The organism is Streptomyces sp. AMJ-169 (assembly GCF_055597585.1).
The window spans coordinates 29,462-52,156 of sequence record NZ_JBVLTJ010000001.1; the positions used below are offsets into that span (position 1 = coordinate 29,462).

23 protein-coding genes are annotated in these 22,695 nt (G+C 71.6%); 7 read left to right on the plus strand and 16 right to left on the minus strand.

Annotated features, from left to right (window positions below; translation table 11 throughout):
- Positions 1-92: 92 nt before the first annotated feature.
- The 8 genes from ACYUD3_RS00110 to ACYUD3_RS00145 all read right to left on the minus strand — a co-directional run bounded on the left by ACYUD3_RS00110 (position 93) and on the right by ACYUD3_RS00145 (position 6,403).
- Complete coding sequence (locus tag ACYUD3_RS00110; RefSeq protein ID WP_470963855.1) at positions 93-485, minus strand: rhodanese-like domain-containing protein; 393 nt, start codon at positions 483-485, stop codon at positions 93-95.
- Positions 476-1,006: a cupin domain-containing protein gene (locus ACYUD3_RS00115; RefSeq protein WP_470961395.1), complete on the minus strand. Its 531-nt coding sequence runs from the start codon at positions 1,004-1,006 to the stop codon at positions 476-478. Before ACYUD3_RS00115 ends, ACYUD3_RS00110 begins: the two co-directional genes overlap by 10 nt.
- 69 nt (positions 1,007-1,075) lie before the next feature.
- Positions 1,076-1,123: a hypothetical protein gene (locus tag ACYUD3_RS00120; protein ID WP_309506048.1), complete on the minus strand. Its 48-nt coding sequence runs from the start codon at positions 1,121-1,123 to the stop codon at positions 1,076-1,078.
- 125 nt (positions 1,124-1,248) lie between these two features.
- Positions 1,249-2,877 carry an FAD-dependent monooxygenase gene (locus tag ACYUD3_RS00125; protein ID WP_470961398.1) on the minus strand — a complete coding sequence of 543 codons (1,629 nt, stop codon included), beginning with the start codon at positions 2,875-2,877 and terminating at the stop codon, positions 1,249-1,251.
- Positions 2,878-3,052: 175 nt separating this feature from the next.
- Complete coding sequence (locus ACYUD3_RS00130) at positions 3,053-3,949, minus strand: amino acid ABC transporter permease (protein ID WP_470961401.1); 897 nt, start codon at positions 3,947-3,949, stop codon at positions 3,053-3,055.
- On the minus strand, positions 3,946-4,611 hold the full coding sequence (locus ACYUD3_RS00135; RefSeq protein WP_470961404.1) for an amino acid ABC transporter permease: 666 nt from the start codon (positions 4,609-4,611) through the stop codon (positions 3,946-3,948). Before ACYUD3_RS00135 ends, ACYUD3_RS00130 begins: the two co-directional genes overlap by 4 nt.
- Before the next feature lie 77 nt (positions 4,612-4,688).
- Positions 4,689-5,516, minus strand: a complete 828-nt coding sequence (locus ACYUD3_RS00140; protein WP_470961407.1) for a glutamate ABC transporter substrate-binding protein — start codon at positions 5,514-5,516, stop codon at positions 4,689-4,691.
- A gap of 110 nt (positions 5,517-5,626) precedes the next feature.
- Complete coding sequence (locus ACYUD3_RS00145; protein ID WP_470961409.1) at positions 5,627-6,403, minus strand: amino acid ABC transporter ATP-binding protein; 777 nt, start codon at positions 6,401-6,403, stop codon at positions 5,627-5,629.
- 312 nt (positions 6,404-6,715) lie between these two features.
- Here ACYUD3_RS00145 and ACYUD3_RS00150 point away from each other — a divergent pair, with 312 nt between their 5' ends.
- Together ACYUD3_RS00150 and ACYUD3_RS00155 are read left to right on the plus strand one after the other, a co-directional pair.
- Positions 6,716-7,402 carry a response regulator transcription factor gene (locus ACYUD3_RS00150; protein ID WP_470961412.1) on the plus strand — a complete coding sequence of 229 codons (687 nt, stop codon included), beginning with the start codon at positions 6,716-6,718 and terminating at the stop codon, positions 7,400-7,402.
- A gap of 12 nt (positions 7,403-7,414) precedes the next feature.
- On the plus strand, positions 7,415-8,818 hold the full coding sequence (locus ACYUD3_RS00155) for a sensor histidine kinase (protein WP_470961415.1): 1,404 nt from the start codon (positions 7,415-7,417) through the stop codon (positions 8,816-8,818).
- A 2-nt stretch (positions 8,819-8,820) separates the two neighbouring features.
- Here the strand turns inward: ACYUD3_RS00155 and ACYUD3_RS00160 are convergent, their stop codons facing one another.
- Positions 8,821-9,819 carry a TAXI family TRAP transporter solute-binding subunit gene (locus ACYUD3_RS00160; RefSeq protein ID WP_470961418.1) on the minus strand — a complete coding sequence of 333 codons (999 nt, stop codon included), beginning with the start codon at positions 9,817-9,819 and terminating at the stop codon, positions 8,821-8,823.
- A gap of 109 nt (positions 9,820-9,928) precedes the next feature.
- Here ACYUD3_RS00160 and ACYUD3_RS00165 point away from each other — a divergent pair, with 109 nt between their 5' ends.
- On the plus strand, positions 9,929-10,339 hold the full coding sequence (locus ACYUD3_RS00165; RefSeq protein ID WP_470961421.1) for a pyrophosphohydrolase domain-containing protein: 411 nt from the start codon (positions 9,929-9,931) through the stop codon (positions 10,337-10,339).
- An 87-nt stretch (positions 10,340-10,426) separates the two neighbouring features.
- On the opposite strand, the gene ACYUD3_RS00170 is transcribed toward ACYUD3_RS00165, so the two are convergent.
- The 3 genes from ACYUD3_RS00170 to ACYUD3_RS00180 all read right to left on the minus strand — a co-directional run bounded on the left by ACYUD3_RS00170 (position 10,427) and on the right by ACYUD3_RS00180 (position 14,362).
- Positions 10,427-11,950, minus strand: a complete 1,524-nt coding sequence (locus ACYUD3_RS00170; RefSeq protein WP_470961424.1) for a hypothetical protein — start codon at positions 11,948-11,950, stop codon at positions 10,427-10,429.
- A 696-nt stretch (positions 11,951-12,646) separates the two neighbouring features.
- Positions 12,647-13,870 carry a cation:proton antiporter gene (locus ACYUD3_RS00175; protein ID WP_470961428.1) on the minus strand — a complete coding sequence of 408 codons (1,224 nt, stop codon included), beginning with the start codon at positions 13,868-13,870 and terminating at the stop codon, positions 12,647-12,649.
- Positions 13,871-13,876: 6 nt separating this feature from the next.
- Positions 13,877-14,362: a cation:proton antiporter regulatory subunit gene (locus ACYUD3_RS00180; RefSeq protein ID WP_470961431.1), complete on the minus strand. Its 486-nt coding sequence runs from the start codon at positions 14,360-14,362 to the stop codon at positions 13,877-13,879.
- 247 nt (positions 14,363-14,609) lie between these two features.
- Between ACYUD3_RS00180 and ACYUD3_RS00185 the strand changes: the two genes are divergently transcribed.
- Together ACYUD3_RS00185 and ACYUD3_RS00190 are read left to right on the plus strand one after the other, a co-directional pair.
- Entirely contained in the window at positions 14,610-15,608 is a 999-nt protein-coding gene (locus tag ACYUD3_RS00185) for a sensor histidine kinase (RefSeq protein WP_470961434.1), read from the plus strand.
- Positions 15,605-16,249, plus strand: a complete 645-nt coding sequence (locus ACYUD3_RS00190; RefSeq protein WP_470961437.1) for a response regulator — start codon at positions 15,605-15,607, stop codon at positions 16,247-16,249. The genes ACYUD3_RS00185 and ACYUD3_RS00190 overlap by 4 nt, the downstream gene beginning before the upstream one ends.
- A 22-nt stretch (positions 16,250-16,271) precedes the next feature.
- Here ACYUD3_RS00190 and ACYUD3_RS00195 read toward each other — a convergent pair whose 3' ends face one another.
- Positions 16,272-17,435, minus strand: coding sequence for an LLM class flavin-dependent oxidoreductase (locus ACYUD3_RS00195; RefSeq protein WP_470961440.1), 1,164 nt, complete (start codon positions 17,433-17,435; stop codon positions 16,272-16,274).
- A gap of 161 nt (positions 17,436-17,596) precedes the next feature.
- Here ACYUD3_RS00195 and ACYUD3_RS00200 point away from each other — a divergent pair, with 161 nt between their 5' ends.
- Positions 17,597-18,127 (plus strand): MarR family winged helix-turn-helix transcriptional regulator, encoded by a 531-nt coding sequence (locus ACYUD3_RS00200; RefSeq protein WP_470961443.1) that lies wholly within the window; start codon positions 17,597-17,599, stop codon positions 18,125-18,127.
- Between the two features lie 18 nt (positions 18,128-18,145).
- On the opposite strand, the gene ACYUD3_RS00205 is transcribed toward ACYUD3_RS00200, so the two are convergent.
- From ACYUD3_RS00205 to ACYUD3_RS00215, 3 genes are read right to left on the minus strand one after another with little or no spacing between them, the layout of a single operon-like run.
- On the minus strand, positions 18,146-19,213 hold the full coding sequence (locus ACYUD3_RS00205; protein WP_470961446.1) for a ferritin-like domain-containing protein: 1,068 nt from the start codon (positions 19,211-19,213) through the stop codon (positions 18,146-18,148).
- A gap of 37 nt (positions 19,214-19,250) precedes the next feature.
- Entirely contained in the window at positions 19,251-21,332 is a 2,082-nt protein-coding gene (locus tag ACYUD3_RS00210; protein ID WP_470961448.1) for a hypothetical protein, read from the minus strand.
- A 24-nt stretch (positions 21,333-21,356) separates the two neighbouring features.
- Positions 21,357-21,638 carry a hypothetical protein gene (locus tag ACYUD3_RS00215; RefSeq protein WP_470961451.1) on the minus strand — a complete coding sequence of 94 codons (282 nt, stop codon included), beginning with the start codon at positions 21,636-21,638 and terminating at the stop codon, positions 21,357-21,359.
- A 288-nt stretch (positions 21,639-21,926) separates the two neighbouring features.
- On the opposite strand from ACYUD3_RS00215, the gene ACYUD3_RS00220 reads away from it, so the two are divergent.
- Positions 21,927-22,679 (plus strand): EboA domain-containing protein, encoded by a 753-nt coding sequence (locus ACYUD3_RS00220; protein ID WP_470961454.1) that lies wholly within the window; start codon positions 21,927-21,929, stop codon positions 22,677-22,679.
- Positions 22,680-22,695 lie beyond the last annotated feature (16 nt).

The following is a 22,695-nucleotide window of genomic DNA, read 5'->3' on the forward strand; positions in this document are numbered from 1 at the left end:
GGCGTCGATCGCTTCCGGTCCGGCGTCGGGGGGACGCCCGAAGCGGGCGGTCCGTGAACTCGCCTCGCCCGTACGGGGGTTGCGCTACCCCGCTACCTCGTCACCGGCAGCCCGGCCGCCCGCCATGCCTGGAAGCCGCCGGTCAGGTCGGTCGCCCGGTGCAGGCCCAGCTGGTGGAGGGAGGCGGCGGCGAGGCTGGAGGCATAGCCCTCGTTGCAGATGACGATCACCTGGAGGTCGTGGCTGTCCGCCTCGGGGAGGCGGTGGCTGCCCTGGGGGTCCAGGCGCCACTCCAGCTCGTTGCGCTCGACGATCACGGCGCCCGGGATGACCCCGTCCCGCTCCCGCAGAGCGGCGTACCGGATGTCCACCAAGAGGGCGGCGCCCGCCTCCGCGGCGTCGTACGCCTCCTGGGGGGTCACCCGGTCGTATCCGGCCCGCACCCGCTCCAGCAGTTCGTCTATGCCCTGCGGGGTCACTGCCAGTCCTCCGGGCGTTCCACCTGCTCCAGGCGCAGGACGGGGCCGGTGCGGCTGTAGCGGCGGATCTGGGGGAGCGGGGGGTGGTAGGCGTGGACGGAGATCGCGTGCCGGTCGGGGGACTCGTTGAGGACCTCGTGGACGTGGTGGCGGCCGAAGGCGCGGCCCTCGCCCGCCGGGAGCCTGCGTTCGCGGTCCACGTCCTCGGTCAGCTCCAGGGTCTTCCAGCCGTCCGTGGGCAGCCGGGCCGCCAGGGAGTGCTCCTTGAGCTCGCCCCGCGCGGTGAGGAACGCGCCCACGGAGTCGGCGTGGTCGTGCCAGCCGGTGCCCGTGCCGGGCGGCCAGCCGATGAGCCACGCCTCGCTGCCGCCGGGGCCCTCCAGGCGGATCCAGGTGCGGCCCTCGGGGTCGAGCGGGAGCGACGCGATCAGCTCGGCGTCGGCCGCGGTGCGGCGTACGAAGTCGAGGAGGTCGGCCTGGGTGGGGGCCGCCGTGACGGGGGTGGGGGAAGCGGGGGCTGCGGACATGAGTGCCGTCCTGGTGAGGGTTCGCGGAGGCGCGCTCGGGTGCGGCGGCGCACAAGGGGAAGGGCGAAATCAGCAGGACGGGCGACACACGCAGCCCGCGTAGCGGACGAGGTCCATATGGACCCTCCGCCACAGGCGCACACAGGTGTCGGTCACGAGCGGAGTAGACCATGTCCGGGAAGGGCGGTCAACCAGCCTTCAGCATGCGGACGGTGGGGCGCGCACGGCCACCTCTCACCCCCTCACTTCGCCCCCGCCGTCTCCGTCTCGCTCTCCGCCTCCGGCTCCGCCGTCGCCGTTTCCTCCCGTTCGCCGCCGCCCATCGCCGCGTCCGCCGCCGCGTACAGGTCCGCGGGGCGGACGCCGTTCAGGGCGGCCACCAGGTGGCCGTCGGGGCGGATCAGCAGGACCGTGTGGGCCGGCGCCCCGGGATAGCTCTCCGCGACCAGGAGTTCCGCCGGGTACGGCAGGGCGGCGACGGAGGCGGCGAGGCGGGGCATGAGGCCGGCGCCGACCCAGTGCTTGCGCTCCCAGACGCCGGTGCCGGGGGCGATCAGGACGACGAGGAGGGCGCGGCGGCCCAGGCGGTCGTGCAGGCGGACGAAGGTGCCGTCCTCGGCGGTGACGCGGACGTCGGTGACGGGGGCGCCGGGCGGGGTGTCGACCGGGACCTCCGCCTCCAGGTGCCGGGGGGCGAGCGGGGAGTCCGCGTGGTCGGCCGGGGCGCCGAGCGCGCCGCGGCCCAGGTGGCCGTCGGTGAGCAGCGCGTCGTGGCCCCGGGCGGCGCCGGGGACGTACGCGCGGAGCTTGCCGCCGCCGCGCAGGGTCAGCGACTGGTCGGCCGCGCGCAGGCGGGCGGCGACGGCCGCGCGGCGCTCCGTCTGGTAGCTGTCGAGCAGGGCCTCGCGCGGGCCGTGGTGCCAGGCCGCCGCCAGCTTCCAGGCGAGGCTGTCGGCGTCGCACAGGCCCTCGTCGAGCCCCTGCGTGCCGAACGCGCCCAGCAGGTGCGCCGCGTCCCCCGCGAGGAAGACCCGGCCGGCCCGCCAGCGCCGGGCCAGGCGGTGGTGCACGGTGTGCACCCCGGTGTCCAGCAGCTCGTACGGCGGGGGCGAGCCGCCGCACCAGCCGGTCAGGGTCTCGCGGACCCGGGCCACCAGCAGCTCGGGCGTGACGAGGTCCTTGCCGGGCGGAAGCAGCCAGTCCAGGCGCCAGACGCCGTCCGGGAGGGGGCGGGCGGTGACCTCCCCGGCCGACGGTCCGGACGTCCGCCACGGCGGCATCCGATGGATCAACGCCTGACCCGCCCACGGAAGTTCCGCCCGCAGCGCCGCCACGGCGTGTCGTTCCACGGCGGTGCGGCCGGGGAAACGAATGTCCTGAAGTTTTCGCACCGTCGAGCGCGGTCCGTCGCAGCCGATCAGGTAACTCCCGCGCCACCAGGTGCCCTTGGGGCCACGGGTGTGCGCGGTGACCCCGGACGGCTCCTGTTCGAGGCCGTCGAGGCGGCTGTCCGTGACCAGCTTGACCAGCGGTTCGCTTCCCGCACGCGCGCGCAGGGCGCCCGTCAGGACGTGCTGGGCGAGGTGGACGGGGCCGGGTTCGGCGGCGTCGAACGTGATCTCGCGCATCGTCTGCTTGCGGCGCAGCGAGCGCCAGCCGGTCCAGCGCAGGGCCGCTCCCCCCAGGGGCGCGCCGGTCAGCCGGGCGACGAGGGCGGCGGTGTCCTCCCGCAGGACGACGGTGCGCGCCAGCCGGGGTTCGTCCTTGCCGGGGCCCTCGTCCAGGACGACCGACGGCACCTCCTGGCGGGCGAGCGCCAGGGCGAGCGTGAGCCCGACGGGCCCCGCTCCGACGATGATCACCGGGTCCACGGCGCGGCGCCCCCTGCCTGCGACGGTGCCTTCAGGGACGTGGATGAACCAGAGGGAGGAGCAGGGTGCGCGATCACAGAACGTATGCAACCCATTGCCGCTGCTTGCGTCAAGTGACGGAGGCAGCGGCGCGCACGCCACTGCCTCCGTATAGGTCATGCTTGTTGAGTGGGCGTCAGGTCGTGCCGCCCGCTCCGGTGCCCATGGGTCCGCCGATCGCCGCGTCGGTCGCCGGCAGCACCGCCCCGGAGGACTTCTTGCCGCGCCGCAGCCGGCCCTCCAGCCAGCTCGCGAAGCTCGTCAGGCTGAAGTTGACGGCGATGAACAGGACGGCGACGACCGTGAAGCTGGCGATCGTGTTCGCCCCGTAGTAGCCGCTCATGGTGTTCGCGGCGGCCATGAGGTCGGCGAAGGTCAGGACGGCGCCGCCCAGGGCGGTGTCCTTCACGACGACGACGAGCTGGCTGACGATGGCCGGCAGCATCGTGGTGACCGCCTGCGGCAGCAGGACCGACGTCATGGTCTGCGTCTTGCGCAGGCCGATCGCGTGCGCCGCCTCCGTCTGGCCCTTCGGCAGGGCCAGGATGCCCGCGCGGACGATCTCCGCGAGCACCGACGCGTTGTACAGCACCAGGCCGGTGACGACCGCGTACAGCGGGCGGTCGTCGGAACTGACGTTGCTGTACTGGGAGTACAGCGCCAGTCCGAAGATCATGAGAATCAGCACAGGGATCGCGCGGAAGAACTCCACGATCACGCCGACCGGGACGCGCACCCACTTGTGGTCCGACATCCGGGCGATGCCCAGGACGGCTCCCAGGGGGAGCGCGATCACCATGGACAACGCCGCGGCGATCAGTGTGTTCTTCAGACCGGGCAGGATGTACGTCGTCCACGCCTCGGTGCCGGTGAAGAACGGCTTCCACTTCGCCCAGTCCAGCTGCCCCTTGTCGTCGAGGCCGGTGTACACCCACCACAGCACGAGGACGGCCACGACCACGAAGACCACGGTGAGCAGGACGTTGCGCCGCTTGGCGCGCGGCCCCTGGGCGTCGTACAGGACGGAACTCATCGCTTCACCGCCACCTTCTTGCCCACCCAGCCCAGGATCAGGCCGGTCGGCATGGTGAGGCACACGAACCCGAACGCGAAGACCGCGGAGATCAGGATGAGCTGCGCCTCGTTCTCGATCATTTCCTTCATCAGGGTGGCTGCCTCGGCGACGCCGATCGCGGCGGCCACCGTGGTGTTCTTCGTCAGCGCGATCAGGACGTTCGCCAGCGGGGCGACGACCGCGCGGAACGCCTGCGGCAGCACCACGAGCCCGAGCACCTGGGTGAAGTTGAGGCCGATCGCCCGGGCCGCCTCGGCCTGTCCGACGGGCACGGTGTTGATGCCGGAGCGCAGCGCCTCGCACACGAACGCGGCCGTGTAGACGACCAGACCGAGCACGGCGAGCCGGAAGTTGATGACGTCGAACCTGTCCGCGCCCATCTTCACGTCGAGCGTCTGGTTCAGTCCCAGCGAGGTGAACAGGATGATCACCGTCAGCGGGATGTTGCGGACGATGTTGACGTAGGCGGCGGCGAAGCCGCGCATCAGGGGCACCGGGCCGACGCGCATGGCGGCCAGTGCCGTTCCCCAGATCAGGGCGCCGGCGGCCGAGAGCAGCGTGAGCTGCACGGTCGTCCAGAAGGCCCCCAGCAGGTCGTAACCCTCAAGAAAGTCGAACACGATCTCCCGCGCTTCCGCATGTGGTCGGGCCGGGCGCGCCGCCGTCAGGGCCGGGCGGCGCGCCGTGCAGCCGCTGGTCAGCTCTTGACGTCGCCGATCTTCGGCGCGGGCTCGCTCTTGTAGCCGGCCGGGCCGAAGTTCTTGTCCACGGCCTTCTGCCAGGAGCCGTCCGAGACCATCTCCTCAAGGGCCGTGTTGATCTTGGCCTTGAGGTCGCTGCCCTTCTTGACGCCGATGCCGTAGTTCTCGTTGGTCATCTTCAGGCCCGCGAGCTTGAACTTGCCCTTGAACTGCGACTGGGAGGCGTAGCCGGCCAGGATCGAGTCGTCCGTGGTCAGCGCGTCGATGGCACCGCTCTGGAGGCCGTTCAGGCAAGCCGAGTACGTCGGGTAGTTCTGAAGGTCGGCGTCGGGCGCCAGCTTGTCCTTGACGTTCTGCGCCGACGTCGAGCCGGTCACCGAACAGAGCTTCTTCTTGTCGAGGTCCGCGGCCGTCTTGATGGAGTTGTCGTCCGCGCGGATGAGGACGTCCTGGTGGGCCAGCAGGTACGGGCCCGCGAAGTCGACCTTGGCCTCACGCTTGGGGGTGATCGAGTAGGAGGCGGCGATGAACTCGACGTCACCGCGCTGGAGCATCGTCTCGCGGTCCTGGCTCTTCGACTCGGTCCACTGGATCTGGTTCGCGTCGTAGCCGAGCTTCTTCGCGACATAGGTGGCGACGTCGACGTCGAAGCCGGAGTAGCCCTGCGGGGTCTTCTGGCCGATGCCGGGCTGGTCGAACTTGATGCCGATCTTGATCTTCTTGCCCGACGAGCCGCTGCCGCTGTCCGAGCTGCCGCAGGCGGTCGCGGCGAGGGCGAGGGAGAGGACGGCGGCCGAGGCGGCGGTGACCTTGCGAAGCTTCATGGAGCGTCCTTTGAGGTGAGGTCTGCGGCGGGGCGCCCTGAATGCGCCCCGCGCGGGAACGCGGGTGCGGGTGGCCGTGCTGTGGCGTGCTGGGCCGGCTGGGGCAGGCGTCAGTGGTGCAGGATCTTCGACAGGAAGTCCTTGGCGCGGTCGCTGCGCGGGTTGCTGAAGAACTGGTCGGGTGTGGCCTGTTCCACGATCCGGCCGTCCGCCATGAACACCACCCGGTTCGCCGCCGAGCGGGCGAAGCCCATCTCATGGGTGACGACGATCATGGTCATGCCCTCCTGGGCGAGCTGCTGCATGACCTCCAGGACCTCGTTGATCATCTCGGGGTCCAGCGCGGAGGTCGGCTCGTCGAAGAGCATCACCTTCGGGCCCATCGCCAGCGCCCGTGCGATGGCCACACGCTGCTGCTGGCCGCCCGACAGCTGCGCCGGGTACTTGTCCGCCTGGGTACCCACTCCCACGCGGTCCAGGAGCGCCCTGGCCCTCTCCTCGGCCGCCTTCTTGTCCGTCTTGCGGACCTTCAGCTGGCCGAGCGTCACGTTCTCGAGCACGGTCTTGTGCGCGAACAGATTGAACGACTGGAACACCATGCCGACGTCGGCCCGCAGCCGCGCCAGCTCCTTGCCCTCCTGGGGCAGCGCCTTGCCGTCGATCGTGATCTCGCCGGCGTCGATCGTCTCCAGGCGGTTGATCGTGCGGCACAGGGTGGACTTCCCGGACCCGGAGGGTCCGATGACCACGACGACCTCGCCCCGCTTGATCGTCAGATCGATGTCCTGGAGCACGTGCAACGCGCCGAAGTGCTTGTTGACGCTCTTCAGGACGACCAGGTCGTCGGTCGTGGCCGCGTTCTCCTTGGCCACCGAAACTTCGGTCATCGCTCTCTGGCTCCGTCCTCCTCGGGTTTCGTGGACAGTAGTGACCAGGCACGACCAGCGTCATTACATCTGAGGGGAATCTGAGCATCACGATCCGATAGCAATCGGACACGTGTCGTAGCAAAGGCGACGTGCGCGCATATCGGCCGGATAACGGAAGGGGTGCGCGGCCGGAACCCGCTTGACGGCGTCCTCGTCCATCAGCGTGACTGCCATCGTGCACGCGCGCGTGTGGCGCGTTTTTCACCCTCCGGCCCTCTAGGGATTCCTACAGGCTCGGAGCGACGATCGCATGAACCGGGGGAGGCTGGAATGAGACTGCTGCTCGTCGAGGACGACAACCATGTCGCCGCGGCCCTGTCCGCGGTCCTCAGGAGGCACGGTTTCGACGTCACCCACGCGCGCAGCGGCGAGGAGGCCCTCCAGGCGCTCGTCCCCGAGGGCCCCGGCTTCGGTGTCGTCCTGCTGGACCTCGGCCTGCCCGACCAGGACGGCTACGAGGTCTGCGGCAAGATCCGCAAGCGCACCTCCACCCCCGTCATCATGGTCACCGCGCGCTCCGACGTCCGCTCCCGCATCCACGGCCTCAACCTGGGCGCCGACGACTACGTGGTCAAGCCGTACGACACCGGCGAACTGCTCGCCCGCATCCACGCCGTCAGCCGCCGCACCGTCGCCGAGGACGCCGCGGGCGGCGGCGACAGCACCCTGGTCCTCGGGCCCGTCCACATCGAACTGCCCACGCGCCGCGTGACGGTGGACGGCCAGGTCGTCCAGCTCACCCGCAAGGAGTTCGACCTGCTCGCCCTGCTGGCCCAGCGCCCCGGCGTCGTCTTCCGCCGCGAACAGATCATCAGCGAGGTGTGGCGCACCAGCTGGGAGGGCACCGGACGCACCCTGGAGGTCCATGTCGCCTCCCTGCGCGCCAAACTGCGCATGCCCGCCCTCATCGAGACCGTGCGCGGCGTCGGCTACCGCCTCGTCGCACCGGTCGCCTGAGCGGGTCCCGGGGTGCGCACGAGGCTCCTGCCGCTGCTGATCGTCCTGTTGGCGGCCGTCCTGCTCGCCCTGGGCGTCCCGCTGGCCGTCAGTTTCGCCGGCGCCCAGCAGCAGAAGGTCGTCGTCGACCGCATCGACGACACCGCGCGGTTCGCCGCCCTCGCCCAGTTCGTCACCGTCACGGGGGACACCTCACCCGGCGCGGTCAACGAACGCCACGACACCCTGGAACGGGAGATCCAGAGCTACTACGACGTCTACGGCATCCGCGCGGGTGTCTTCTACCGCACCGAGACCTCCATGGCCAACTCCCCGTCCGCCTGGACGCTGGACACGGCCGGCCGCGAGGTACGCGCGGCGTTCGGCGAAGCCCTCCTCAGCCGGCGCAGCCACGACCCCGAACAGGTGTGGCCCTGGGAGCGCGGCCGGCTGGTCGTCGCCTCACCCGTCATCCGCGACGGCGACGTCGTCGCGGTCGTCGTCACCGACTCGCCCACCGGGGCGCTGCGTTCGCGCATCCTGCACGGCTGGCTCGTCATCGGGGCGGGCGAGATCGCCGCGATGCTCCTCGCGATCGGCGCCGCCCTGCGGCTGACCGGCTGGGTCCTCAAACCGGTCGGCGTCCTCGACGCCACCACCCACGCGATCGCCAGCGGCCGGCTCAAGTCCCGCGTGGCGGCCTCCGGCGGCCCCCCAGAACTCCGCAGACTGGCCCGGTCGTTCAACGAGATGGCCGACACCGTCGAGGACGTCCTGGAGCAGCAGAGAGCCTTCGTCGCCGACGCCTCGCACCAGCTGCGCAACCCGCTCGCCGCGCTCCTGCTGCGCATCGAACTGCTCGCCTACGAACTCCCCGAGGGCAACGAGGAGATCGCCTCCGTCCAGGGCGAGGGCAAACGGCTCGCCCAGGTCCTCGACGACCTCCTCGACCTCGCCCTCGCCGAGCACTCCGAGGCCGACCTCAGGATCACCGACGTCGGCACCCTCACCGCCGAGCGCGTCGCCGCCTGGGCGCCCACCGCCGCGGCCAAGGGCGTCACCCTGACCGGGACCTGCCCGGCGACCACCGCCTGGGCCGACCCCGTCGCCCTCTCCAGCGCCCTCGACGCCGTCATCGACAACGCCGTCAAGTTCACCCCCCGGGGCGAGAAGGTCGAGGTGTCCGTCGCCGCCGACGGCTCCACCGCGACCGTCGTCGTCACCGACGAGGGGCCCGGCCTCACCGACGAGGAACTCGCGCGCGTGGGGGACCGGTTCTGGCGCAGCGGACGGCATCAGAACATCAAGGGGTCGGGGCTGGGGCTGTCGATCTCCCGGGCGCTGCTCGCGGCGGGGGGCGGGACGATCTCGTACGCGGCGCATGAGCCGCACGGTCTGAGGGTGACGGTACGGGTGCCGCGGACGTCGGCGTCCTAGGGCTACAGCTTCACCGAGCGGTAATAGCTCCGCGCCCCGTCGTGCAGGCGCAGCGGGTCCGTGTAGATGGCCGTCCTCAGGTCCACCAGCTGCGCCGAGTGCACGTGCCGGCCGATCTCGTCGCGGCTCTTGATGACCGTCCTGGTCATCCACTCGGCGAGGCGGGTCCCCGTGTCCGCGCGGGTGATCAGGAGGTTGGCGACGGCCACGGTGGCCACGGTCTTGCCGTTCTGGACCGCCGGATAGGCGTCCTCGGGCATGTTGGTGGCCCGGTAGAAGCGGGTCGACGGGTTCTGCTCGTGCATCTTGGCGACGAGGTCGGCCGGGATCGGCACGAAGCGGAACTTGAACGAACCGACCAGCTTCTGCAAGCCCTTGGTGGGCACCCCGCCGGACCAGAAGAACGCGTCGATCCTGCCGTCCTTGAGATGCTGCGGCCCCGAGTCGATGCCCTCGTCCATGGCCGTGATGTCCTTCTCCGGGTTCACGCCCGCCGCTTCGAGCACCCGGTTGGCCATGAGCCGCACCCCGGAGTCCTGAAGCCCCGTACCGACCCGCTTGCCCCGCAGGTCGGAGACCTGTCTCACGGGCGAGCCGGACGGCACGACCAGCTGGAGGTAGTCGTCGTACAGCCGCGCCACCGCGCGCAGGCCGTCCGCCGCGCCCGGGTGCGCGCTGTCGTACGTCTCGACGGCGTCGGCGGCGACGATCGCGAAGTCCGCGTTCCCCGTGGCCACCCGCTGGACGTTCTCCTGGGAGCCGTTGCTCGGGAGCAGCCGCACCTTCAGGTCCGGCATGTCCTTGGCCAGCTCCTGCTTGAGGAGCGTGCCGTACTCGAAGTAGACGCCGGCCTGGTTGCCGGTGCTGAGCGTGACCGACCCGGCCGGCGGCTCGTCGCCCAGGGGCAGCAGCCACCACAGCAGCAGCCCGAGCACGACGACGGCGGCGCCGGCGCCTTCGAGCGCCCGGCGCCTGCCGATACGGGAGAACAGCTTGGCCATGGCCGCGATCCTGCCAGCAGACGTACCGTGCTGAACAGGACGGGGTGCGCGAAGCGGGCGGCGCCGGGGGCCCGAGGGCGTTGTCAGTGGGGGTGGTTACAGTCGGCGCATGAGTTCTTCGCCTGCCGAACTGGTCCGTGAGTTCCACCGCGTCTTCGGCCTCGAGGCCCGTGAGCGGCCCGGGGAGGTCGGCTTCGCGCTGGCCGCGCACCGCGGGGAGCTGCTGGCGGAGGAGGCCGCCGAGGTGGCGGAGGTCTCGGTGGTCGGCCCGCTGGACAGGCTGGCGCACGAGCTGGCGGACGTCGTCTACGTGGCGTACGGCACGGCGCTGGTCCATGGGATCGATCTGGACGAGGTCCTCGCGGAGATCCACCGCGCCAACATGTCGAAGGCCGGCCCCGACGGGGAGATCGTCCGCAGGGCCGACGGGAAGGTCCTCAAGGGGGAGCACTATCAGGCGCCCGACGTGAGCGCGGTGCTGCGCCGCCAGGGGTGGAAGCCGGGCGGCGCAGCGCAGTGAGACGGCCCTGGGGAGGTGCCTTGAGGATCGGACGGCCCTCAGGCGGGCGTCCCCAGGATCAGGAAGGTGTCCTCAGGAAGGCGTCCTTCAGGAAGGGAAGCCGCCCAGCTTCCACTCCCGGTGCAGGGCGCCCAGCGGGATGTTCCGCTGGAACAGCGGGGTCCCGAAGATCGACAGTTGCAGCCGCAGGTTGCCGCTCAGGTCGAGCCCGCCGTACAGCGCCCAGCTGCCCTGGCCGGTCAGCTTCCCGTCCGTGCCGGTGAGCGTGCCCTGGCCCTCGCCGCGGACGTACGGCGCGAGATCGGCGACGACGCCGACGGAGCCGTAGAGACCCACGCTCGCCTCGGCGCCCAGGGCGGCCTTGACGGCGCCGGCGCTGGTGATCGCGGTGCGGACGGGGGTGCTGGTCACCGTGGAGGAGCTGACCGGCGTCCAGCCCTTGGTGAGGCCGAAGCTGCCGCCCGCCTTGAAGTCGCCCTCGGTGCTGTGCTCGATGTCGACGGTGACCTTGCCGTCGCCGGTGATCTGGACGTAGCAGGTCAGATCCAGGTTGACGACGATCGGGGCCGGACCGACCTGGAGGACGGGGGTGGCGTGCAGCTTGGCGAAGGGGATGCGCTGGGCGGTCGCCGTGGCGGCGGCGCGGCCCTTCAGGGCCCAGGAGGACGACCAGTCGCCGGAGACGCCGAGGTACGCCGACAGGGGCGAGGCGTTCGCGCCGTCGCCGCCGTACTTGAAGTCCACCTGGGGGGCGAGCTGGACGAAGCCCGAGACGGAGGCCGACGCCGAGGCGGAGTCGTTGCCGACGGTCGGCAGGGCGGCGGTGACGTCGAGGCGCAGGCTGCCCAGCGGGACGGCTCCGCCCTTCGGGCCGATGTGCGCGCCGCCGGTCTTCGTCCAGGAGAGGTCGACGTCCGGGAGCAGCTTGTCGACGGTGAACGCGGACGGGTCGACGGGGACGCTGCCGTCCGCCGTGTCCTTGCCCAGCAGGGCGTTCAGCTGGGCGGGTTCGGTCTGGACCTCGGTGCCCTCGGGGGTCTCGCCGAGTACTTCGGTGACCTTCGCGAGCAGGCCGTTCGGGGCGCCGGGGGCGGGGGCGCTGGCGATCACGTCACCCACGGAGGTGGGGCCGTCGGGGGCCGGGGACTCGGGGGCGGTCGGTTCGGGGGTATCCGAGGCGCCGGGGGGCTGCGGGGACTCCGAGGGGTCCGAGGGGTCCGAGGGGTCGGGGGAGTCCGACGGGGCCGGGGGCTGCGGGGTCTCGGGGGCGGAGGGGTTGGGCGAAACGGGTGAATCGGAGGGTTCCGGCACCGATGGGGAACTTCCGCCGTTCTGGCCCCCGTTGGAGGAGATGACGGCCCGTCCGGTCTTGCTGTCGTAGGAGGCGACGCTCAGTTCGGTGGCGCGGACCTTGCCGGCGGAGTCGTCACCGGGGCTCGCGGAGGCACTCGGGGCGTCGGCGGGAGCCGCCGCCACGGCAAGGGGGTGACTGTTGGAAGAAGGGGTCGGATCGGCGGAGATCCGTTCGCCCGCCGGGGCGGAGCGGTCGTCCTGCGGGGGAGCGGAGCAGCCCGCCGCGAGGAGGAGGGCGGTCGCGGCTAAGGAGGGCATGAGGATGCGGTGGGGCCGCGTGCGTCGGCGCAAGGTCAGTCCTGGGGGTGGTGAGGGGTGAGGAAGGCGTACCGGTGGGGCGAAGGCCTCTACTCACCGGTAATGGGCCATGAGCATGCCACGGTGGACAGGCTCCGGCTCCACAGTTTGATCACATCCAGGTGTGAGCTGCGTCATGGTCGGGCGAGGGTGGTGCGGTTGCGGGGGATGTGGGCGCGGTTGTCGGCTGGGGGTGGGCTTGGGGGTGGAAGTCGGGTGCGGGGAAAGGGAGTTGGCGGGCGGGAGGGGTGGCGTGAGCTGGGGAGGGGAGGGGTGCGGAGGGTGTTCGCCTGGTGGGCCGGCGGCGGGCGCGGGGGCCTTGCCGGTGGCGTGGGGCGGCTGCGCGGGGCCGGTGTGAAGGAAGGGTGTACGGGTCGGCTGCCCGGCTTCCGCCGTCCGGAAGGAGGGGTTCTCGATGGCCGCGCTCCCGCCGGCCGCGCTCCCGCCGGGTGGGCCCCTGCCGGGTGGGCTCCTGTCAGCCGCGCTCCCGCAGGGTCGCTCCTCGCAGGGTGGGCCCTCGCCGGGTGGGTGCTCGTCGGTCGAGCCCCCACCCGGTGGGCCCCCGTCGGCCGGATCCCCCTGGGCCCGGCCATCGCCGGCCGCCCCGGTGCCCGGAGATCACCCCCCAGCGATCCCGGTTCCGGGGCGGCCGGTTCCTCAGTCCCCCACCGAGGTCTGCTCGCGGGGTTCCGCGACGGTGCTCTGGGGCGGCTCGGACTTGGGGGTCCGGCGGGCGGCCCAGCGCATGGCGAGGGGTTCGGTGTAGCGGGCGGTCAGCGGGCCGAGGACGACCAGGAGGAGGACGTAGGCCGTGGCCAGGGGGCCCAGGGAGGGCTCGATGCCCGCCGTGACCGCGAGGCCGGCGATGACGATCGAGAACTCGCCGCGGGCCACCAGCGTGCCGCCCGTGCGCCAGCGGCCCCGGACGGAGATGCCCGCGCGCTTGGCGGCCCAGTACCCGGTGGCGATCTTCGTACCGGCGGTGACGACGGCCAGCGCGAGCGCCGGCAGCAGCACCGGCGGGATGCTCGCCGGATCGGTGTGCAGCCCGAAGAAGACGAAGAAGACGGCGGCGAAGAGGTCACGCAGCGGGCTCAGCAGCGTGTGGGCGCCCTCGGCGACCTCACCGGAGAGCGCGATGCCCACCAGGAAGGCCCCGACCGCCGCCGACACCTGGAGCTCCTGCGCCACACCGGCGACCAGGATCGTCAGCCCGAGCACGACCAGCAGCAGCTTCTCCGGGTCGTCGCTGGAGACGAACCGGGAGATGACCCGCCCGTAGCGCAGCGCCACGAACAGCACCACCCCGGCGACCCCCAGCGCGATCGCCAGCGTCAGCGACCCCGAGAGCAGCCCGGCGCCCGCCACCAGCGCGGTGATGATCGGCAGGTACACCGCCATCGCCAGGTCCTCGAGGACCAGGATGCTGAGGATGACCGGCGTCTCCCGGTTGCCGACCCGCCCCAGGTCCCCGAGCACCTTCGCGATCACCCCGGACGACGAGATCCAGGTGACGCCCGCGAGGACGACGGCCGCGACCGGCCCCCAGCCCAGCAGCAGCGCGGCGATCGCGCCGGGCAGCGCGTTGAGGCAGAAGTCGACCAGACCGGCCGGGTAGTGCGACTTGAGGTTGGAGACCAGATCGCTCGCCGTGTACTCCAGGCCGAGCATCAGCAGCAGCAGGATGACGCCGATCTCGGCGCCGGTCGCCACGAACTCCTCGCTCGCCCCCAGCGGCAGCAGCCCGCCCTCGCCGAACGCGAGACCGGCGAGCAGGTACAGCGGGATCGGCGAGAACTGGAAGCGGGCGGCGAACCGCCCGAGCAGCCCCAGGCCGAGAATGATCGAGCCGAACTCGATGAGCAGGACCGCGGAGTGCACCGGGGATCACTCCTGCCCGAGTATCGCGGCAGCCGCGTCGACGCCCTCACGGGTACCGATGACGATCAGCCGGTCGCCGCCGGCCAGCCGGAAGTCCGGCGCCGGGGACGGGATCGCCTCCGCCCGCCGCAGCACCGCCACGATCGACGCGCCCGTCTCCGTGCGCATCCGGGTGTCGCCCAGCAGTCTGCCGTTCCAGCGCGAGGCCGCGGCGACCTCGATCCGCTCGGCGACCAGCCCCAGGTCGGTGGTGTAGAGCAGGCTCGGGCTGTGGTGCGACGGCATCAGCGCGTCGATCAGCGAACCCGCCTCGGCCGAGGTCAGCCGGAGGGACTGAAGACAGGAGTCCGGGTCCTCCGTCCGGTACACGTTCACCGTGCGGGTGCCGTCGCGGTGCGCCACGACCGACAGATGGCGCTGGTCGCGTGTCACGAGGTCGTACTGGACCCCGATGCCCGGCAGCGGCGTCGACCGGAGGCGTGGAGCAGACACGTTTCGTTCCCCTTGTTGCTGATCGTCTTGCGTACGGATCTCTGCGGTTCCCAGGGGTCTTCCCGGAGCTTCCGAGGAGTCTTCCTGAGGTGTCCCGGACAGATACCCCGACCGTCATGCTGCCATCCGCCCGTACGGTGGCGATATGGGTGTCATGACGGATGGACCGCGCGGACGGCTCACAGCCATGCTGAACGCGGGTGTGCCGTGGGCACGGAAGCGGGCGGGCGAAGGAGGAGTCGGGAGCGTGTCGCTGTTCTGGCGGATGTTCTGCCTCAACGCGGTCGGGCTCATCGCCGCCGCCGGGCTGCTTCTCGGCCCGGTCACGGTCTCGACGCCCGTCCTGCCGACCGAGGCGCTGGTCGTCGCGGCCGGCCTCGGCGTCCTGCTCGTCGCCAACGCCGTCGTGCTGCGCATCGGACTCGCCCCGCTGGGCCGTCTGGGGGGCGCGATGGCCGCCGCCGACCTGCTCCAGCCCGGCGGGCGCGCGGTCGTCGCGGGTCCGGTGGAGACCGCTGAGCTGATCCGCACGTACAACGCGATGCTCGACCGGCTGGAGGCCGAGCGGGCCGCCAGCGCCGGGCGGGCGCTGTCCGCGCAGGAGGGCGAGCGCAGCCGGATCGCGCGCGAGCTGCACGACGAGGTCGGCCAGACCCTCACCGCCGTCCTCCTCCAGCTCAAGCGTGTCGCCGACCGGGTGCCGGAGGAGCTGCGCGAGGAGCTGGGGCAGGCGCAGGAGGCCACCCGCGCGGGCCTCGACGAGATCCGCCGCATCGCCCGCCGGCTGCGCCCCGGGGTCCTCGACGAGCTGGGCCTGGTCAGCGCCCTGCGCTCGCTCGCCGCCGAGTTCACCACCCACGGCCTGACCGTCCGGCGCGAGCTGGCCTCAGGACTGCCCCCGCTGCCCGAGGAGTCCGAGCTGGTGATCTACCGCGTGGCCCAGGAAGCCCTCACCAACACCGCCCGGCACAGCACCGCCGACCGCGCGGAACTGCGGCTGCGGGCCGTCCCGGGCGGCGCCGAACTTGTCGTCCGCGACAACGGCAAGGGCTTCGGCGGGGCCCCCGAGGGCGCCGGCATCCCCGGTATGCGCGAACGTGCCCTCCTCGTCGGCGCCCGCCTCACCCTGGGCACCGCCCCGGGCGGCGGCGCCGAGGTCCGCCTCCGCATCCCGCTGGGCCCCCGCCACCCCGCGGCCGCCCCCCACCCCGAAACCGCCCCGCACCCCCACGGGAGCCCCAGATGATCCGCGTGCTCCTCGCCGACGACCACACCCTCGTACGCCGCGGGGTCCGGCTGATACTCGACGGGGAGGCCGATCTGACGGTCGTCGCCGAGGCCGGGGACGGCGCCGAAGCCGTGGAGCGCGCCCGCGAAGGGGGCGTCGACCTCGCCGTGCTCGACGTGGCGATGCCCAGGATGACGGGGCTCCAGGCGGCCAGGGAGCTGTCGCGGCGCCTGCCCGACCTGCGCATCCTCATCCTGACGATGTACGACAACGAGCAGTACTTCTTCGAGGCGCTCAAGGCCGGCGCCGGGGGGTACGTCCTGAAGTCCGCCGCCGACCGGGACCTGGTCGAGGCCTGCCGGTCGGCGGCGCGGGACGAGCCGTTCATCTACCCGGGGGCCGAACGGGCGCTGGTGCGCTCGTACCTGGACCGGCTGCACCGCGGCGACGGGCTGCCGGAGCGGCCGATCACCGAGCGCGAGGAGGAGATCCTCAAGCTGGTCGCCGAGGGGCACACCTCCAAGGAGATCGGCAACCTGCTCTTCATCAGCGCCAAGACGGTCGAGCGGCACCGGGCCAACCTGCTCCAGAAGCTCGGCATGCGCGACCGCCTCGAACTCACCCGCTACGCGATCCGGGCCGGCCTGATCGACCCCTGAGCCGCGCCCCCGGCCGGGCCGCTCAGCCCGCGATCTCGAACTCCGGGATCAGCTCGCCCACCAGCCGGATGCTGCGCAGCACGCTCTCGTGGGAGAGACCGCCGACCTGCTGGAAGCACATCAGCCGGTCGATGCCCAGATCGGCGTAGGCGCGCAGCTTCTTGCGGACCGTCTCGGGGCTGCCGACGATCAGGGAGCCCTGCTCGCTGAGCGCCTCGAACAGTTCTTCCTCGGGGACCGTCTCGCCCTGGAGGATGCGGCCGATGGCCAGCTGCGCCGCGTTCGGGCCGGCCGCCGCCTGAGCCTCCGCGCGCAGGAACTCGCCCGCGAGCCCGCCGCCGTCGGGCGCCTCCCGCAGCGCCTGCTCGCGGCCCATGGTCTCCATGAACGCCTCGGCGGCCTCGAAGAACGTCAGCGCCTGCACCGTGTACCAGGCCGCCGCCGCTGCCGCGCCGTCCCGCATGGCCTGCTCGTCGGTCTCCGCGCAGTGCACGAACGTGAAGAACGCGACCTGGTTGTTGACGAACGCCCCCGCCGGCGACTCGCACTCGGCCGCCGCCCGCCGGTAGACCTCCACCAGCCGGGCCACCCGCTCCAGCGACTCCCACAGCGTCGTCCCCAGCACGCCGACGCCCCGGCGGCCCGCCTCCTCGAACGAACCGGGCGTGGACGCCGCCTGCCACAGCGCCGGATGCGGCTGCTGAAGCGGCTTCGGCACGACGGGCACGCCGCCGCTGGCGGAGAGGTCGCCGCCCCAGATCCGCGGGACCGTCTCGAAGACGTCCGCCACGCGCTCGCGCACGGTCGCCGGGTCGACGCCGAACAGCCGCCACTCGGGGGCCGTCGACCGCGTCAGCCCCAACTCGACCCGGCCGCCGCTGAGATGGTCCAGCAGCGCGGCCCGCTCGGCGACCCGGACGGGGTGGTTGATCTCCGGCGGGGCGAGCACCGCCGCGTGGCCGAGGCGTATCCGCTCGGTGCGCTGCGAGAGCGCGGCGAGGAACAGCTCGGGCGCCGAGGAGAGGCTGAACCCCTCCGCGCCGTGATGCTCGACCTGCCACCAGCAGTCGTAGCCCAACTGATCGGCCAGCTCCGCCTGTTCCAGCGCCTGCGTGAAGCGGAGGTGTTCGTGATCGGGGGTCCAGGGCCGGGGGTCCTGGATCTCGCTGAAGATGTCGAGCTTCATCGGAGGAATCCCTTCAGAGGTGCTCCGACCGGATTTGCTCCGATCGCGGTCATCGTACGAGAGCCCACTGACAATCAGAACGGACCCCTCCGCTTGATGGGGGCGCCTCCCCGCTTCGTTCGGCGGATCGGAGGGCCCCGCGCGTCGGGCATGATCGGTGCATGGTGAGGGACGAGAACGGCGCGGTGGGCGCGCAATCGGGGACGAGGTCGAGGATCAACTCCGCGCGTGAGGCCGCGAACGACGAACTGGTGCTGGCGTTCGGGCGGTTGCAGGGCGCGGCGAACCGGCTGGAGTACATCCTCGGGCGGTCCTTGGAGGTGGAGTGCGGGATCACCCACCTCACCTTCGAGGTCCTGCTGATCCTCGGGCGCGCGGGTGAGCCGGGGCTCTCCATGCGGGCCGTCGCCCAGGAGCAGGTCCTCACGACCGGCGGCGCGACCCGGCTGGTGGACCGCATGGAGGCGGCCGGTCTCGTCGAGCGCGTCGACGACCCCGACGACCGGCGCGGGCGGCTCGTACGGCTCACGCGGCTCGGCGAGGAGACCTGTGTCGCCGCCTCGCGCGTGCATGTCGCCAACATCGAGCGCTACTTCGTCAGCCCGCTGCCGGAGGCCGGCCGCGCGGTGTTCGCGGAGAACCTGCGGGTGCTGAGCCACGCGGCCCGGGACATGCTGCCCCGCCTGCCCTGAACCGCGCGGCTCCCGCGGCTACCCGCGCGGCAGCGCCGTGAACGTCGGCCCCGCCTGTTTCGTCTCGTCCGGCGGATAGGGGAACCGGAAGACCGCGTCGGCCAGCACCCGCAGTTGGTGCATCTTCCCGATCGCGGCCTGCACCCGGTCCGGCTGACCGGTGAAACCGAATTGCAGATCGGTGAGCATCGCCGTGTACATTCCGCTGAACTCCTCGTCCGCCGTGAGGAGTTCCTTCACATACGCGCCGCGCCGGGGATTGCGCGCCATCGGTACGACCTGGCTGTCACCCCGGGGCACCTGAATGGGCGGGCCGGACGGGCGGCACGGCCGGTCGCCGGCACGATAGGCGCGCTCCTGGGCGAGTTCGTCGAAGGCGTAGAAATGGGAGAGTTCGCCGTTCTCGTCCCACAGATTCCCGCCGTCGCCCTCCCCTTCGTCGACGATGTCCTTCAGCAGTCCGATCGCGTCGGCGCTGGTGCGGACGGTGAGGTCGTCGGGCCCGAAACGCCGCAATTGCCTCTCCACGTGGGCGCCGTCGGGGAACGGCCGGTCCGCGCCGTAATACTTCTCGACCGCCTCCCAGATCGCTTTGTAGAACTCGCCGATGGACGGGTAGGAGTGCAGGTCGAGGACGTGTACGCCGTCCGGGAGCCGGTCGGCCGTGAAGAAGCGGACGGCGCCGCCGCCCAGGAATCCGGCCGCGCAGGAATCGGGCAGGTCCTTGGGGCGCTCGATGCTTTTCGAGGTGGTCAGGAACGCGTCGCCGTAAGGGTTCTGGTCGATGAGGAGATAGCCAGGACTCCCCTCGCGGGAGATGTCGGGAACGGCCACCGGGTATTTCACCGGGGCCGCCGCCAGGATGTCGGGGCTGCCGCCGATCGCGGTCAGCACATTGGCCGCGATGGCGAGATGGCGCATCTCCATGACGACGATGCGCTGGACGACTTTCGCGGCCTGGTTGCCGGGGTCCTTCACCGTCCAATAGCCGCTGAGATAGGCCGGGATGGTGGAGAACTCGATGGCCATCGCTTTTTGCAGGGCGAGGGTGAGTTCGCCCTGCGGGATCGGGTCCGGTGCGTTCACGCGAGTTCCTTCGCTGGCTTTCTGGAGGGGGACGGGCTCACGCGCCCGAGTGCAGCAGATCCCGGTACATCCTCAGCACCGTCCGCTTTCCCTGGGACAGATCGCGGGACGCCGGCATGTACAGCGAGGAGTCCAGCATTTCCGGTGCACAGAGCTGGACGATCAGATCGATGTTCCGGTCCACCGATTTACGATCCCCGAGATCCAGACTGCCGTAATACCGCATGACCGGGTACACGGCGTCGTACATATAAAGCACCCGCTGGTACACGAACTCCCAGGCCGCGTCCGGGTCGTTGCCCGTGGTGTCCAGGAGTTCCTGGAAACGGGACGGGAGGGCGTCGTCGAAGGGGAGGACGCGGACCGTGCTGTAGTACGCCGACATGAAGCCGTTCAGCTGCTGTCCGAACGGCGGGAGGAAATCCGGCGGGACGGGCTGGGCGGCGTCGGTGAAATACGGGAAGAAGGCGATCAGCGGGAATCCGGGGCGCACGCTGTCGAAGGTGACGGTGGCGCGGCCGTCGCGCACGGACAGGATCCCGGTGCGGGACTCGCCCGGCCCGCGGCGGAAGCGGACCGGCTCCTCGGCGGGCTCCGCGCGCTTCAGGTAGTCGCCGGGGGCCGGCGGGGGCGGCGTCGGGACGTACTGCTGGAGCAGCACCAGGGTGGGCCTCTCGGGGATCGCGCCCCGGTCGCGCACCTCGACGGTCAGGGTGTTGCTCGCGTTCTGGTCGACGTACAGGCCCCGGTTCTCGCACCACGCCGTCAGCCTCTGTTCGACCAGGAGCCGGTCCTGGCCGCCCGCGCGGTCGCGCACCAGGACGAAGTTGCCGGCCGCGAGCTGCTCGCCGGTGGCGTCGAGTTCGACGTCGACGATGCCCGCGCGCTCCTCGTACGGCGCCTTCTGGTACGCGCTCTGGGGGAGTGTGGCCACCGTCCTGGGGGTCCCCGAACCCTGCGGCTCCAGGAGGAGTTTGAGGTCACCCAGGGGCACCTTCTCGCAGGACTCGTCCAGCTCGGGGACCGTGTTCGTCAGGTCGAGGCTCGCGAACCGCTTGCCCGCGCGGGTGCTCGTCTCCAGGGCCGCGCAGCCCAGCCAGACCTGCCGCTTCTGCTGCCGCACCTCCACCGGGGTCGTCGCGTTGGCCGCCAGGTACCGGCCGCCCGGGACGGTGACCGTCTCGTCGCCCTTCCACAGCCCGATCGAGCCCACGACCCGCGACACCGCCGGGTTCTGCGCCGGCATCTGACCGGACGCCAGCTGATCCCGCCACAGCTTCGTCAGCCGCGCGTACCGCTCCGTCGTACCGAGACCCTGGAGGTCCTTGACGGCCGGGGCGGTGAAGTAGACGGTCAGGTAGGCGGTGAAGCGGACCATTAGACCGCGTACGTCGTCCGAGCGCAGGCCCGCCGCGAGCGCCTCGAGCGCCGGGCTCGTCCCGTCGGACTCCAGCCGCAGGGCCTCCTTGGGCAGACACGTCTGCTGGAGCGAGCCGCCGACGCCCGCCGAGGTCACCTTGCCGGTGAGGTTCAGATTGCGGCCGTAGTGCAGCCAGCGGGAGCTCAGCCACGTACCCGGCACCACCGTGCCCCGGATCAGCCGCTCCGGCGCCGTCTTCGTGCCGACGCGCAACGCGCGCGCGAGGAACGTCGTGCTCCAGGAGGAGTCCGGGTTGTTGTCCAGCATCCGCGGCTGGGTCGGGAACTCCGAACCCGGGTACGCGTCGCCGACCAGGTCCAGGACCGCGCCGATCAAGGGGTCGGCCCTGTCGCTGTGCACCGGGCCGCCGACCTCGTACTGCACGCCCGTGACCACCGTCGGCTCGTCGTCGGTGTGCAGCCACCAGCTGCTGCCGCCGTAATAGTTCCATTCACACGGCGGCTGACAGGATTTGTTGCCGCCCGGGATCTCGAAAGGCTGCGGAGTCAGCGCCCACTTGGGGAATTCGGTCCGTACGTTCGCCGGGGTGATCGGCGGATCCTGCGCGGCGAGCAGATCCCAGTTCAGCTCGCCATTGGTCATGTCGAACGTCGGCCACAGGTCGTTGTTGTTCATCGTGGCCGGATTCCAGGACGATTTCCCCTGGAAGAAGACGCGGGGGGTGGAGAGCACACTCACGATCGGTCTCTTTCCGCACGGGAGTTACGACGGGCAGGGCTGGGTGAGTTCCGGCTGCGGGGCGGCGATTCCGATGACGACCGGAGTCCCGTTCACGGTCAGCCGCAGATGCGCCACATCGGGGTTGCTTTTCAGTGCGGCCCAGATCTGCTGCCACTGCGCATACGTCACTTCCAGGGAGAGCGTGGGGAACGAGCCGCCGCCGGACGCCAGTTCGAGCAGCGAGCGGGTCTGTTCCGGGGTGGGATCGGGAACTTCCTCTTCCGCTGGATCGCGCCGCGAGAAACGGGTCAGGTCACCGACCATGCGATTCCGCCTTCGGAGTAGGAGCGTGGGGCCGTGCCCCCTACGCAAGCGCGCCCGCACGCGGTTCGGCAAGGGCCCGGAGGGAAGTGCGGAGCTAATACGCTCATTGCCGTATTCCGTGCGGCAGCACAGCAGGAAGCTTTTTTCTGTCGTCTCCCGGGAACGGAACGGCCGGATCTCTGTTCACCCGATCGGGTTAACGCGTGAACCGTTTACCCGGCGGCTTCCGATCCCCTTCTAGACTGCCCGGCACCCCATCGCCCCCGCCGGCAAGGAAGGACGCGAGACATGTGGCCGACTCCGCTCGTACGCAAGGAAGTCCAGCCGAGGCCGACCCGGCTCGAGGCGCTGGTGACCGCTGTCCTCGGCAACGCCGCCCGGCCGGCCGAGGAGCCCCTTCACGACGCTCTCGTGCAGCGCCTCGAACCCGCGGGCCGGGCCTGGCTGCGGGGCGCGCTGAGCCGGGCCCGCGCTGATCCCGGGAGCCTCGCCCGGTCGTTCCCCGAGGCCGGCCGCAGATGCGGGCGCGGCGTCCTGCCCTGGCCGGACGGCGGCCCGCCGCCGCTCGCCGACGTGCCGTACGAGACGCTGGCGTGGACCGTGGACGACGCCGCCCGCGCCCTGCTGCTGGCCGCCGTGCCCCGCACCGGACGCCCCCTGGCGGAGCTCGCCGAAGCGCTCTACCGGCACGGGGACGCGGCGGAACGGCGGGGCGTGCTGCGGGCGCTGGCGCTGCTGCCGGTCGGGGAACACGCCGTCCCACTGTCGCTGGACGCGCTGCGCACCAACGACCCCCGGCTGCTGGCCGCCGCCCTCGGCCCGTACGGCGCCCGCGCGTTGGACATGGACGCGTGGCGGCAGGCGGTCCTGAAGTGCCTGCACACCGGAGTCCCCCTGGCCGTCGTCGCCGAACTGCCCGCGCGCCGGCGGGAGCCGGAGCTGGTGCGGATGGCGGAGGCGTACGCGCACGAGCTGCGGCGGGCGGGGCGGGCGCTCCCGGCCGATCTCCATCGGCTGACCGACCCGGGGGAGCGGCTGTGAGCCGGCCGTCAGCGGG

What these genes read in the sequence shown, in the direction of transcription:
- ACYUD3_RS00115 (WP_470961395.1), bottom strand. Translation starts at nt 1,006, where the DNA reads ATGTCCGCAGCCCCCGCTTCCCCCACCCCCGTCACGGCGGCCCCCACC.
- ACYUD3_RS00130 (WP_470961401.1), bottom strand. Translation starts at nt 3,949, where the DNA reads ATGAGTTCCGTCCTGTACGACGCCCAGGGGCCGCGCGCCAAGCGGCGC.
- ACYUD3_RS00140 (WP_470961407.1), bottom strand. Translation starts at nt 5,516, where the DNA reads ATGAAGCTTCGCAAGGTCACCGCCGCCTCGGCCGCCGTCCTCTCCCTC.
- ACYUD3_RS00145 (WP_470961409.1), bottom strand. Translation starts at nt 6,403, where the DNA reads ATGACCGAAGTTTCGGTGGCCAAGGAGAACGCGGCCACGACCGACGAC.
- ACYUD3_RS00150 (WP_470961412.1), top strand. Translation starts at nt 6,716, where the DNA reads ATGAGACTGCTGCTCGTCGAGGACGACAACCATGTCGCCGCGGCCCTG.
- ACYUD3_RS00160 (WP_470961418.1), bottom strand. Translation starts at nt 9,819, where the DNA reads ATGGCCAAGCTGTTCTCCCGTATCGGCAGGCGCCGGGCGCTCGAAGGC.
- ACYUD3_RS00165 (WP_470961421.1), top strand. Translation starts at nt 9,929, where the DNA reads ATGAGTTCTTCGCCTGCCGAACTGGTCCGTGAGTTCCACCGCGTCTTC.
- ACYUD3_RS00170 (WP_470961424.1), bottom strand. Translation starts at nt 11,950, where the DNA reads ATGCCCTCCTTAGCCGCGACCGCCCTCCTCCTCGCGGCGGGCTGCTCC.
- ACYUD3_RS00190 (WP_470961437.1), top strand. Translation starts at nt 15,605, where the DNA reads ATGATCCGCGTGCTCCTCGCCGACGACCACACCCTCGTACGCCGCGGG.
- ACYUD3_RS00195 (WP_470961440.1), bottom strand. Translation starts at nt 17,435, where the DNA reads ATGAAGCTCGACATCTTCAGCGAGATCCAGGACCCCCGGCCCTGGACC.
- ACYUD3_RS00200 (WP_470961443.1), top strand. Translation starts at nt 17,597, where the DNA reads ATGGTGAGGGACGAGAACGGCGCGGTGGGCGCGCAATCGGGGACGAGG.
- ACYUD3_RS00215 (WP_470961451.1), bottom strand. Translation starts at nt 21,638, where the DNA reads ATGGTCGGTGACCTGACCCGTTTCTCGCGGCGCGATCCAGCGGAAGAG.
- ACYUD3_RS00220 (WP_470961454.1), top strand. Translation starts at nt 21,927, where the DNA reads ATGTGGCCGACTCCGCTCGTACGCAAGGAAGTCCAGCCGAGGCCGACC.